At 67.7% G+C, this 11,049-nt stretch carries 13 protein-coding genes; 1 reads left to right on the top strand and 12 read right to left on the bottom strand.

Annotation, left to right across the window (positions count from 1 at the left end; translation table 11 throughout):
- Positions 1–135 precede the first annotated feature (135 nt).
- From lgt to hisI, 8 genes are all read right to left on the bottom strand, one after another.
- The gene (gene lgt, locus AC4EEV_RS19665; protein ID WP_018761160.1) at positions 136–1,317 is read right to left on the bottom strand and encodes a prolipoprotein diacylglyceryl transferase; all 1,182 of its coding nucleotides are present in this window, start codon (positions 1,315–1,317) and stop codon (positions 136–138) included.
- Positions 1,318–1,320: 3 nt separating this feature from the next.
- Positions 1,321–2,133, bottom strand: coding sequence for a tryptophan synthase subunit alpha (gene trpA / locus AC4EEV_RS19660; protein WP_133832326.1), 813 nt, complete (start codon positions 2,131–2,133; stop codon positions 1,321–1,323).
- A gap of 11 nt (positions 2,134–2,144) precedes the next feature.
- The gene (gene trpB, locus AC4EEV_RS19655; RefSeq protein ID WP_133832274.1) at positions 2,145–3,464 is read right to left on the bottom strand and encodes a tryptophan synthase subunit beta; all 1,320 of its coding nucleotides are present in this window, start codon (positions 3,462–3,464) and stop codon (positions 2,145–2,147) included.
- A gap of 127 nt (positions 3,465–3,591) precedes the next feature.
- Complete coding sequence (gene trpC, locus AC4EEV_RS19650) at positions 3,592–4,410, bottom strand: indole-3-glycerol phosphate synthase TrpC (RefSeq protein WP_109864001.1); 819 nt, start codon at positions 4,408–4,410, stop codon at positions 3,592–3,594.
- A complete protein-coding gene (locus AC4EEV_RS19645; RefSeq protein WP_018761156.1) occupies positions 4,410–4,697 on the bottom strand; it encodes an HGxxPAAW family protein in 288 nt (95 codons plus the stop codon). Before AC4EEV_RS19645 ends, trpC begins: the two co-directional genes overlap by 1 nt.
- A 104-nt stretch (positions 4,698–4,801) precedes the next feature.
- The gene (locus tag AC4EEV_RS19640; RefSeq protein ID WP_491329764.1) at positions 4,802–5,473 is read right to left on the bottom strand and encodes a Trp biosynthesis-associated membrane protein; all 672 of its coding nucleotides are present in this window, start codon (positions 5,471–5,473) and stop codon (positions 4,802–4,804) included.
- Positions 5,473–7,035, bottom strand: coding sequence for an anthranilate synthase component I (locus tag AC4EEV_RS19635; protein ID WP_491329763.1), 1,563 nt, complete (start codon positions 7,033–7,035; stop codon positions 5,473–5,475). The genes AC4EEV_RS19640 and AC4EEV_RS19635 overlap by 1 nt, the downstream gene beginning before the upstream one ends.
- Positions 7,036–7,149: 114 nt before the next feature.
- Complete coding sequence (gene hisI / locus AC4EEV_RS19630; protein ID WP_018761153.1) at positions 7,150–7,602, bottom strand: phosphoribosyl-AMP cyclohydrolase; 453 nt, start codon at positions 7,600–7,602, stop codon at positions 7,150–7,152.
- Between the two features lie 111 nt (positions 7,603–7,713).
- On the opposite strand from hisI, the gene AC4EEV_RS19625 reads away from it, so the two are divergent.
- Positions 7,714–8,358, top strand: a complete 645-nt coding sequence (locus AC4EEV_RS19625) for a TIGR03085 family metal-binding protein (RefSeq protein WP_026264411.1) — start codon at positions 7,714–7,716, stop codon at positions 8,356–8,358.
- Between the two features lie 67 nt (positions 8,359–8,425).
- Here AC4EEV_RS19625 and hisF read toward each other — a convergent pair whose 3' ends face one another.
- From hisF to ribH, 4 genes are all read right to left on the bottom strand, one after another.
- Positions 8,426–9,202, bottom strand: coding sequence for an imidazole glycerol phosphate synthase subunit HisF (gene hisF / locus AC4EEV_RS19620; protein WP_109864005.1), 777 nt, complete (start codon positions 9,200–9,202; stop codon positions 8,426–8,428).
- A 42-nt stretch (positions 9,203–9,244) separates the two neighbouring features.
- A complete protein-coding gene (hisG, locus tag AC4EEV_RS19615) occupies positions 9,245–10,105 on the bottom strand; it encodes an ATP phosphoribosyltransferase (RefSeq protein WP_491329762.1) in 861 nt (286 codons plus the stop codon).
- Positions 10,106–10,190: 85 nt separating this feature from the next.
- Positions 10,191–10,454: a phosphoribosyl-ATP diphosphatase gene (locus tag AC4EEV_RS19610; RefSeq protein WP_009358176.1), complete on the bottom strand. Its 264-nt coding sequence runs from the start codon at positions 10,452–10,454 to the stop codon at positions 10,191–10,193.
- Positions 10,455–10,559: 105 nt separating this feature from the next.
- A complete protein-coding gene (gene ribH, locus AC4EEV_RS19605) occupies positions 10,560–11,045 on the bottom strand; it encodes a 6,7-dimethyl-8-ribityllumazine synthase (protein WP_109864007.1) in 486 nt (161 codons plus the stop codon).
- Between the last annotated feature and the right edge of the window lie 4 nt (positions 11,046–11,049).

Raw genomic sequence — 11,049 nt, 5'->3', positions numbered from 1 at the left:
ACTAACGGTTACGCAGGCACCTGCCCGGGGCTTCATCCGTCAGCATCTCTTTGCTGCCAGGAGTGGCCCCATGCCACGACATTGTGGTTTCGGGCCCTTCGAGCGGTGGCTCTGCTGCCCTGCCTGGCCGGCTTCCTATTTACCGGCGCCGGCCTCTGATGCGGGTCCTGTGGCTGTGCTGCCGGATGTTCCGGAAGCCGTGGCATCCGTGCCAGGCTTGGAGCCTGCCGGAGCCGCCGCGGGTTCTTCCGTGGAATCGGAAGCATGCCGGGAACCGCTTTGGTTATCAGGGAGATTACCACGCGAATCACTATCTGAGACAACAGTGTCCGGATCACGGACCTCCTGTGCGTCCTCGGCGGCTGCCCCGGGCAGGGCTGCTTCGGCCGCGGCTGCTTCGGCCGGTTCACGGCCGGGCAGGTAAACGGTGTCCGGCTCCGGCCGGCCCTTGAGCCCCAGCAGGAGGAAAGCAAGCAGGGCGGCCAGGAACACGAAGATGCTGGTCCACACGTTGAGCCTGGTGGTGATGCCGAGGATGTTGATCTGTTCGGCGTCGTCGATGCGCAGCAGTTCGATCCAGACGCGGCCCAGGGTGTAGTACATGGCGTAGAGCCAGAAGAGCCTGCTCCGGCGGAAGTTGAAGCGCCTGTCCAGGGCGAGCAGGATGAGTACCCCTGCCACATTCCAGAGCGATTCGTAGAGGAAGGTCGGGTGGAACAGGGTATCCGCCGGCAGGCCGGCCGGGAAGTTCGGGTTGTTGGCGTCGATCTGCAGCCCCCACGGCAGCGTGGTGGGGCCGCCGAAGAGTTCCTGGTTGAAGTAGTTGCCCCAGCGTCCCAGGGCCTGGGCCAGGAGCAGGCCGGGTGCGGCGGCGTCGACGAAGGCGCTGAGCTTGACGCCGCTGCGGCGGCAACCGATCCAGGCACCGACGGCGCCCAGGACGACGGCGCCCCAGATTCCGAGCCCTCCACGCTGGATCTGCGGAATCAGCGAGAGGTCGCCGGTGCCATCGAAGCCGGGGCCGAAGTAGGCATCGGGGGACGACACCACGTGGTACAGGCGCCCGCCAATGATGCCGAAGGGAATGGCCCAGATGACGATGTCCCAGACGCTGCCCTCGGGGGCCCCGCGCTTGGCCCAGCGGACCGAGGTCAGCCACAGGCCAACCACGATGCCGGCCAGGATGCACAGCGCGTAGGCGTGGATCCGCAGGCTGCCCCACGGCAGGGGGATGTCGAACCCGGACCAGCTGGGGCTGGGGATGCTGCCCGGCACCAGTGCGGGTGCCAGGGCGGCTGCCTGGATCAGTGCCTGCATGGGTTATGCCCCGTCCGTGGTGTGGCCGGCTTCCGGCGCGAGGCCGGTGCTGAGGTCCTTGGTGAGCGTAGCGACGGCATCCACTCCCCCGTCGCGGAGGGCCGCAACCAGGGCGGTGCCCACAATGACGCCTTCGGCGTAGGCGGCGATCTCGCGGACCTGGTCCGCGGTGGAAACTCCGAGGCCTACGCAGACGCGTTCCGCTCCGGCGTCGTGCGCGGCGGCAACGACGTCTTTGGCGGCGGTGCTGACGGACGTGCGGGCACCGGTGACGCCCATGATGGAAACGGCGTAGACGAACCCGCGGCTTGCATCCACGGTCCGCTGCATGCGCTCGGCGGTGGAGGACGGGGCAACCAGGAACACCCGGTCAAGGCCGTACTTGTCCGACGCTGCCATCCACTCGGCGGCCTCGTCCGGGATCAGGTCCGGCGTGATGAGCCCGGCTCCCCCGGCCTCGGCAAGGCGGCGGGAGAATTCGTCCACGCCCATGCGGACCACGGGGTTCCAGTAGGTCATGACCAGGACGGCGGCGTCGGTCTTGCTGGTGATGCCGGCGACGACGTCGAAGACCTGCTTGACGTGGAAGCCCTTGGCCAGTGCCTCGGTGGTGGCAGCCTGGATGACCTGGCCATCCATGACGGGGTCGGAATAGGGGATCCCGATCTCGATCAGGTCCGCGCCGTTCTCCGCCAGGGCGATGCCGGCGGCGATGGTGTCCTCGACGCTGGGGTAGCCGGCGGGGAGGTACCCGATCAGTGCCGAGCGGCCCTGGGCGCGGGCGCGGTCAATGGCGGCTGCCGACTTGCTGGTCATCTCTGCGCTGTTCACAGCTGCTCCCCCTCTTTGCCGATTTCCGATTCGGCGGAATCCTTGTCAAGCAGGTCAAACCATTCGGCGGCGGTGGCCACGTCCTTGTCGCCGCGGCCGGAGAGGTTCACGATGATGATCTTCTCCGCCGCGGTGGCGGGGTCTTCGGCGGCGAGCCGTTGGCCCACCTTGATGGCACCGGCCAGCGCGTGCGCGGATTCGATGGCGGGAATGATGCCCTCGGTGCGGCACAAAAGGCGGAAGGCTTCCATGGCTTCGGTGTCGGTGATGGGTTCATAGCTGACCCGTCCGATGTCCGAGAGGTAGGAGTGTTCCGGGCCGACCCCGGGGTAGTCCAGGCCGGCGGAGATGGAGTGTGATTCGATGGTCTGCCCGTCGTCGTCCTGCATCAGGTAGGAGCGGGCGCCGTGCAGGACGCCGGGCTTGCCCAGCGAAATGGTGGCGGCGTGCCGGCCGGTCTCCACGCCGTCGCCGCCGGCCTCGAAGCCGTAGATCTTCACGGACGGGTCATCCAGGAAGCCGTGGAAGATGCCGATGGCGTTGGAGCCGCCGCCGATGCAGGCGCAGACGGCGTCGGGGAGCCGGCCCTCCTGCTCCAGGATCTGGGCACGGGCTTCCTCCCCGATGACCTCGTGGAAGTAGCGGACCATGGCGGGGAACGGGTGGGCTCCGGCCGCTGTCCCGAGCAGGTAGTGGGTGTTGGCGACGTTGGCCACCCAGTCCCGGAGGGCGTCGTTGATGGCGTCCTTGAGGGTCTGTGATCCGCTGGTGACCGGGATGACCTTGGCACCCAGGAGCTCCATCCGGGCAACGTTCAGCGCCTGCCGGCGGCAGTCCTCGGCGCCCATGTACACCACGCAGTCCAGCCCAAGCAGGGCAGCGGCGGTGGCGCTGGCCACGCCGTGCTGGCCGGCGCCGGTTTCGGCGATGATCCGGGTTTTGCCCATCCGCTTGGCGAGCAGCGCCTGGCCCAGGACGTTGTTGATCTTGTGCGAACCCGTGTGGTTGAGGTCCTCCCTCTTGAGGAACACCCGCACTCCCCCGGCATGCTGGGAGAACCGCTTGGCTTCGGTCAGCAGCGACGGCCGGCCGGAGTAGTTCTTGTTCAGGTCGGCAATCTGGGCCCGGAAGTCGGGGTCGTCCTTGGCCTTGTTGAAGGTTTCCTCAAGTTCGTCCAGGGCGGCGATCAGGGACTCGGGCATCCACCTGCCACCGTAGCCGCCAAAGTACGGCCCCGGCGCGTGGCGGAGGGATCCGCCCTGCAGGAATGCTTCCGCGGTGTTGTTCTCAGCGTGCCCTGAGGGTGCGTCGGCCATCAGTCCCGTCCTGTTCCAAGTTGATCGGTCAAAAGTGTGCTGTTCCAGCCTGGGCCGGATCGGTGATTGCAGGCACTGCGGTGCCGGCCCGTGCCGGCACCGCAATGCAGGGTGCGCCGGGGTGCCGTCAGCGCGCGGCGATCGCGGCGGCACCCGCGGCAGCGAATTCGGCGATTCGTTCCCGGGGAGTCGCATGGCTCACCAGGGCCTCGCCCACCAGTATGGCGTTGGCGCCGTTTGCGGCGTAATGCGTGACGTCCTCGGCGTCGCGGACGCCCGATTCGGCGACCACCACTGCGTCGCCCGGGATCAGGCCCGCCAAGGAGGCGAAGACTGAACGGTCGACGTCGAGCGTCTTCAGATTGCGCACGTTGACGCCGATGATCCGGGCGTTCGCCGCCACGGCGCGCTCGATTTCCTCTTCGGTGTGGGTCTCCACAAGCACGTTCATGCCCAGTTCGGCGCTGAGGGCGCTGAACTCGGTGAGCTGGGCGTCGGAGAGTGCGGCAACGATCAGCAGGATGAGGTCGGCGCCGTGGGCACGGGCCTCCCAGACCTGGTACTCGTCAAGCGTGAAGTCCTTGCGGAGCAGCGGGACGTCGACGGCGGCGCGCACGGCGTCAAGGTCGGCGAGGGATCCGTTGAAGCGGCGCTGTTCGGTGAGGACACTGATGACGGACGCGCCGCCGTCGGCGTACTGCCTGGCCAGCGACGCCGGATCCCCGATGCTGGCGAGGTCGCCCTTGGAGGGGCTGCGGCGCTTGATTTCCGCGATGACTTTCAGCTGTTCCCGGGTTGCGGAGGTGCCGCCGAGGGCCGCCCAGGCGTCGCGTGCGGGCGCGGCGGCCTGGGCCCGGTCCTTCAGCTCAGCCAGCGAAACTAGACGCTTCCTGGCCTCCATGTCCTCCCGGACACCGGCGTTGATGTCGTCGAGAACAGTTGCCATCAGTGGCCGGAGTTCTTCAGCTTGCTGCCTTCGACGCCGTAGCCTGCCTTGCGCATGACGTAACCGAGGATCAGCCCGATCACCATGACCACGGCTCCGCCGATGAAGATGGGGGTGCTGGCGATGACGAACGCGATGGCTGCGATGAGCGCGCCGACGAGCATGACGATGACGCAGGTCCAGGCGGCCGGGCTGTTGCCGTGGCCAAGTTCCTGGCTGTGGTCAATGACGCCGGGGGCCACCGTGCGGGTGCCGGACGTGGAAGCGGACGCAGGTGCTTTGCTCATGGAAATCTCCTCAGGATGGATACTGCTTACATTCTGCCATTTTTTGGTTGCCGCCCGCGTACCGTCAGGCGTCCCGCCGGTTCCGGCGCCGGCGGCGGCGCCGCTCAGGTGGGGTCGTCGCCGCGCGACAGCCGGTCCCAGCTGTCGATCTCGTCCACGGGTCCGGCCGGCGCCGCCTGCCCGGCTGCGACGGGCGCGTCATATTTGGTGCGCGCCTTCCAGTGCCGGGATGCGGGAATGATCAGCAGGGCGCCCAGGGCCAGCAGGCAGCCGGCGACGACGGCCACTGCCGGGAAAGCGGTGAGTTCAACGTGCGCCTGGCTGCCGGAGACGCCGGTGGCGGTGGCAATCGTTCCCTGCGCCGCTGCCAGCGGGTCCGCAAGGACGGTGGCGGCGGCAGTCAGGATGCCGGCCGAGGCAAGGACGATGATGGCGGTGATGACCCACCGGGCGATCCTGCCGGCAATGGACGCTGCCAGCCCGCCGGCCAAGGCCACCAGGGCCAGGGCCGTGACGGTGGTGGCCGCTTTGCTCCCCTGCACGGGCAGGACGCTTTGCGCGGCGCCTGCCTGGTTGGGGTCCAAGGTGGCGGTCATCCACGTCTGGGTGGTGGTGCCGAACGCGGCCAGGGCCAGGAGGGTGATCAGCAGGACCAGCGTGGACTTGCGCGCCCACGCGGGTGTGGTCCGGCCTGCCTTGGCTTTGCCCGCTTTGCCTGCTTTTCCTGCATTGTCCGCTGTTCCCGCGCTGCCGGCAGCCGCTCCGGAGTCAGCCATCAGGACTCCGTCCGGCCGGGAAGGGATTCCGCAGAGATGTTGTGCAGGGAGCCGGCGGTGTGGACCGCGCGCAGCGGGGCGGCGGCCTTGTTGACGGTTTCGAGGGCCTCCGTGGGATTCACGGAGTCGGCCACGATGCCGCCGCCGGCCTGGACGTAGGCCCGGCCTTCGCGGATCAGGGCGGACCTGATGGCGATGGCCATGTCCATGTCGCCGGCGAAATCGAGGTAGCCCACCACGCCGCCGTAGATGCCGCGGCGGTGCGGTTCGAGTTCGTCCAGCAGGCGCAGCGCCCGGGGCTTGGGCGCGCCGGAGAGGGTGCCGGCCGGGAACGTCGCTTTCAGGACGTCGTAGGCCTCGGCCTGCGGTGCCAGCCTGCCCACCACGGTGGACACCAGGTGCATGATGTGGCTGAAGCGCTCCACCTCCATGAACTGGGTGACGTCCACGGTGCCGGCCACGCAGACCTTGGAGAGGTCGTTGCGGGAGAGGTCCACCAGCATCAGGTGTTCGGCACGTTCCTTCTGGTCGGCGAGCAGTTCCTCGGCGAGGGCCTTGTCCGCTTCCACTGTCTTCCCGCGGGGACGGGATCCGGCGATCGGGTGGGTGATGACTTCCTCGCCGGTGACCGTGACCAGGGCTTCGGGCGAGGATCCGACGATGGAGTATTCGCGGCCCTCGGCGTCGGCAAGGCTGAAGATGTACATGTAGGGGCTGGGATTGGTGTTGCGCAGGACCCGGTAGACGTCCAGGGCGGACGCGTGGCATTCCATCTCGAACCGTCGCGAAATCACCACTTGGAAGACCTCGCCGTCCACGATGGCTTCCTTGCCGCGGTCCAAGGCGGCCAGGTACTCGGCCTCATCCCAGCGTTCCTGGACGCTGGACGCAAAATCCAGTGCCGCCGGTTCCAGAACGGAGACCGGCTGCGGGACGGGGGCGCTGATCTTGGCCAGGAGTTCCTTTACCCGCGCGACGGCGTCGTGCCAGGCCTCGTCCACGCGCTCGGAGCTGTTGTCGAAGTTGATGGCGTTGGCAATGAGCAGGACCGTGCCGTCAACGTTGTCGTGCACGGCCATGTCGGTGACCAGGTTCAGGGCCATCTCCGGCAGCTGCAGGTCGTCCTCGGGCGGGCTGACCAGCCGCTCCCAGTGCCGGACGGTTTCCCAGCCCAGGAACCCCACCAGGCCGGAGGTGAAGGGCGGGAGCCCCTCGAAGCGGTCGGTGCGCAACGCGTCGATGGTGTCGCGGACGGCGTCGACGGGGCTGCCGCTGACGGGGACGCCGGCGGGCGGCTCGCCCAGCCAGTGGGCCTGTCCGTCCTTGGTGGTCAGGGTGGCGCGGGACCGGGCACCGATGAAGGAGTAGCGGGACCAGGCGCCGCCAACGGCCGCGGATTCCATCAGGAACGTTCCGGGCTGGCCCTGCGCCAGCTTGCGGTACAGGCCGATGGGTGTTTCGGCGTCGGCCAGTACCTTGAGCCTGACGGGGATGACCCGGCTGTGGCCGGCGAGTTCCCGGAATTCCTCAAGGCTTGGGCTGATGGTTCCAAGGTCCTGCATGGCTATGCTTGTCCGCCTGTTCTTCTGAAGGGCCGGCCGCGCCGGACTCCTTGAGTGTGCTTGCTGGGTTGGCCGCGGCCGGCTGGGACGCCGTGGCCCGGCAGCCGGTCCGGCCTAGCGTGCGTGGCCTGTGACGACGGTGAGGTCCCTGCCGTCGAAGCAGGTGCGGGTGCCGGTGTGGCAGGCGGCACCGACCTGGTCGACGCGCACCAGGAGTGCGTCGCCGTCGCAGTCCAGGGCAACCGACTTGACCCATTGGACGTGGCCGGAAGTGTCGCCCTTGCGCCAGTACTCCTGGCGGGACCGCGAGTAGAACGTGACGCGTCCGGTGGTCATGGTCCGGTGCAGTGCCTCGTCATCCATCCAACCGAGCATCAGGACTTCGTTCGTGTCGAACTGCTGGACCACCGCTGCCACCAGGCCGGCGGCGTCGCGCTTGAGCGCGGCTGCCACGTCCTCGGGAAGCGGTCCGGAGCCGGGTGTTGCCGGGTCGGATTCAGCGGACGACGACGGTACCTGGGATCCGTTGGATCCAGCGGTTGGGGCGGGGGTTGGCTGCTCAGACATCGGGTCAAGTCTAGTGCCTTTGGCGGCCGCCCTCCCGATGTGAACAACGGCACGCCACCGGGCGGTGGGATGCTGCCCAACTTCGCGGCTCTCGTGCTAGTTTCACAAGTGATGCATTTCGTCGAACCGTCCCGAGAAGTCCTGGCCGAGACCCTGCTTGCGGCCGGCCCTGATGCGCCCACGCTGTGCAAGGGCTGGCGCACCAGGGACCTTGCCGCGCACCTCTACCTGCGGGAGCGCAAGGCCGCCGTCGGGCTCGGTTTGATCATCAAGCGACTGGCCAAGGCCTCCGACCAGGCCACTGCCAAGCTTGCGGCCAAGCTGACCACCACCGAAGACTACGCCCGGCTGGTCAACACCTTCCGTGCCGGGCCGCCGGCCCTTTCGCCGATGAGCATCAAAGCCCTGGACGAAAGCGCCAACCTGATCGAATACTTCGTGCACACCGAGGACGTCCGCCGGGCAGTGGACCGGTGGGCGCCGCGGGCCCTGGACGAGGCGTACTCTGATGCGCTCTGGGACGAACTGGTCAAGCGTGCCGCCATCCTGTACCGCGGCGTGGACCTCGGCATCGTGCTGGTCCGTCCGTCCGGTCCCCGCCACGTCGCCAAGCGGGCACCTGTCTCCGTGGCCATCGTGGGCGAGCCGGGCGAACTGCTGATGCACGCCCACGGCCGCACGCGCCACGCCCTGGTCACCTTCGAAGGCCAGCCGGACGCCGTCGCCCTCCTGCAGTCAGCCGAAGTAGGCCTCTGACCGAAACCGGCTTGCAGTTGTTGCCGTTAAGAGCATTCGTAACGACAACAGCTGCGAGCCAGTCGGGTTAACGGACTTCGAAGCCGGCGTCCCGGATGGCGTCCTTGACCTGGGACATCATGTCGTCCGGGCCCCAGTGGAATATTGACGCCGCCAGCACGGCATCCGCGCCGGCAGCAACCGCCGGCGGGAAGTGTGCGGGCTCCCCTGCGCCGCCGGAGGCGATGATCGGCACCCTGACCGCGGCCCGGACCAGCTTGATGAGTTCGAGGTCGAAGCCGTCCTTGGTGCCGTCGGCGTCGATGGAGTTGAGGAGGATCTCCCCCACGCCGCGGTCGGCGGCTTCCTTCGCCCACGCGATGGCGTCAATCCCGGTCCCGGTGCGGCCGCCGTGGGTGGTCACTTCGAATCCCGACGGCGTGGGCCGGGACCCCGGGCGGGTGCGGCGGGCGTCGACGGACAGAACGAGCACCTGGGATCCGAAGTGGCGGGTGATTTCGTCGATGACGTCCGGCCGCGCCACGGCAGCGGTGTTGATGGAGGCCTTGTCGGCGCCGTACCGGAGGAGTTTGTCCACCTCGGCGACGCCCCGGACGCCGCCGCCGACGGTGAGCGGGATGAAGACTTCCTCGGCGGTGCGGCGGACCACGTCGAAGGTGGTCTCGCGGTTTCCGGAGGAGGCCGTGACATCGAGGAAGGTCAGTTCGTCGGCGCCGGCATTGTCGTACCGGTGGGCCAGTTCCACGGGGTCCCCGGCGTCGCGGAGGCCCTCGAAGTTGACGCCCTTGACGACGCGTCCGGCGTCGACGTCGAGGCAGGGAATGACGCGTACTGCTACTGCCATGGGAACTCCTGGATTTTCAGTGCTGCTGAGGGTCGCCGGTGATCAGATGCGGCAGGCGTGGATGCTGCTGACCAGGATGGCGCGGGCGCCGAGGTCGTACAGTTCATCCATGATCCGGTTGGTTTCCTTCTTGGGAACCATGGACCGTACGGCGACCCAGTCCGAGTCCCGGAGCGGCGAGACCGTGGGCGATTCCAGGCCGGGGGTCAGGCCTGCGGCCTTTTCCACGAGTTCCTTGCGGATGTCGTAGTCCATCAGCACGTACTGGCGCGCCACCAGGACACCCTGGAGGCGCCGGATGAGCACCTCGATTTCCTTGGCGGTGCCGTTCGCCGCGCCGCCATTGCCGGTGCGCCGGATCAGGACGGCTTCGGACTTCAGGATGGGCTCGCCGAAAATTTCCATGCCGGCGGCCTTGAGGGTGTTCCCGGTCTCCACGACGTCGGCGATGGCATCCGCGACGCCAAGCCGGACGGAGGACTCAACGGCGCCGTCGAGCCTGACCACCTTGGCGTTGATGCCCCGTTCGGCGAGGTAGTTGCGCAGGAGTCCGTCGTAGCTGGTGGCCAGTCGCTTGCCTTCGAGCTCTGCGGCAGAGCTGAAGTCGCCCACCGGACCGGCAAAGCGGAAGGTGGAGGCGGCGAATCCAAGCGGGAGCAACTCCTCGGCTTCCACCTCGGCGTCCAGCAGGAGGTCGCGGCCGGTGATGCCGACGTCGAGCGTTCCCCGGCCGACGTAGACCGCGATGTCACGGGGGCGGAGGAAGAAGAACTCGATGTCGTTGTCCGGGTCCACCATGACCAGTTCGCGGGTGTCGCGGCGTTGGCGGTATCCGGCTTCGGACAGCATGGCGGAGGCGGCTTCTGACAGGGAGCCCTTATTGGGGACGGCTACTCGCAGCATGGGGAATTCTTTCTGGGCTGGAAGGTCTGGATTTTCAGGCAAATGAAGGCCACAGCGGGGCCGGCGGCAGGCGCCGGACCAGTGGCTACAGATGCTTGTAGACGTCTTCCAGGGTCAGGCCTTTGGCGAGCATCAGAACCTGCAGGTGGTACAAAAGCTGGGAAATTTCCTCTGCCGCGGCTTCATCGGATTCATATTCGGCAGCCATCCATACTTCGGCTGCTTCCTCAACGACTTTCTTGCCGATGCCGTGAACACCGGACTCCAATTCTGCGACGGTGCGGGAGCCTTCCGGACGGGTGGCTGCCTTCTCGCTGAGCTCAGCGAACAGCGTCTCGAAATTCTTCACGCCCTCCAGCCTACTTGCTGCGGCCGCACGGGCGCTTCCCGGGCCGTTGCATGACGGGCGCGATGTGAGCGAATACACACCGCGCCCGCCACCTGGACATCGGTGTTAGGCGTACTGCTTCAGGACCACGGCCGTGGCCAGGGCAGCGGTCACTGCCTCATGCCCCTTGTCTTCCTTGGAGCCGGGAAGTCCGGCGCGGTCCAGGCCCTGCTGTTCGTTGTCGCAGGTGAGCACGCCGAAGCCCACTGGCACACCGGTGGAAACACTGACATCGGTGAGGCCCGACGTCGCGGCCTGGCAGACGTAGTCAAAGTGCGGCGTTCCACCGCGGATCACGACGCCGAGGGCCACTACGGCGTCGAAATGCGGGGCCAGGCGTGCGGCCGCCACCGGCAGCTCGAAGCTGCCGGGAACACGCAGGACGGTGGGTTCGCTGATGCCTGCGTCCTTCGCGGCCCGCAGCGCGCCGTCCAGGAGGCCGTCCATGATCTGCGTGTGCCAGCTGGCCGCCACGATGGCGAGCTTCAGCTGCGAAGTCTCGGCCGGGTTGAGGGTGCTGAGGTCGATGTCGGGGGCGCCGTGTCCGCTCATGGGT

The sequence above is a fragment of the Pseudarthrobacter sp. MOO14 genome (assembly GCF_058267675.1).
The sequence above is the reverse complement of the archived record's forward strand: the minus strand, read 5'-3'. Positions and strand labels throughout refer to the sequence as shown.

Bases quoted from the DNA above. Each gene is read 5' to 3' on its own strand.
- lgt (WP_018761160.1), bottom strand. From the start codon at position 1,317: ATGCAGGCACTGATCCAGGCAGCCGCCCTGGCACCCGCACTGGTGCCG.
- trpA (WP_133832326.1), bottom strand. From the start codon at position 2,133: ATGACCAGCAAGTCGGCAGCCGCCATTGACCGCGCCCGCGCCCAGGGC.
- trpB (WP_133832274.1), bottom strand. From the start codon at position 3,464: ATGGCCGACGCACCCTCAGGGCACGCTGAGAACAACACCGCGGAAGCA.
- trpC (WP_109864001.1), bottom strand. From the start codon at position 4,410: ATGGCAACTGTTCTCGACGACATCAACGCCGGTGTCCGGGAGGACATG.
- AC4EEV_RS19645 (WP_018761156.1), bottom strand. From the start codon at position 4,697: ATGAGCAAAGCACCTGCGTCCGCTTCCACGTCCGGCACCCGCACGGTG.
- AC4EEV_RS19640 (WP_491329764.1), bottom strand. From the start codon at position 5,473: ATGGCTGACTCCGGAGCGGCTGCCGGCAGCGCGGGAACAGCGGACAAT.
- AC4EEV_RS19635 (WP_491329763.1), bottom strand. From the start codon at position 7,035: ATGCAGGACCTTGGAACCATCAGCCCAAGCCTTGAGGAATTCCGGGAA.
- hisI (WP_018761153.1), bottom strand. From the start codon at position 7,602: ATGTCTGAGCAGCCAACCCCCGCCCCAACCGCTGGATCCAACGGATCC.
- AC4EEV_RS19625 (WP_026264411.1), top strand. From the start codon at position 7,714: ATGCATTTCGTCGAACCGTCCCGAGAAGTCCTGGCCGAGACCCTGCTT.
- hisF (WP_109864005.1), bottom strand. From the start codon at position 9,202: ATGGCAGTAGCAGTACGCGTCATTCCCTGCCTCGACGTCGACGCCGGA.
- hisG (WP_491329762.1), bottom strand. From the start codon at position 10,105: ATGCTGCGAGTAGCCGTCCCCAATAAGGGCTCCCTGTCAGAAGCCGCC.
- ribH (WP_109864007.1), bottom strand. From the start codon at position 11,045: ATGAGCGGACACGGCGCCCCCGACATCGACCTCAGCACCCTCAACCCG.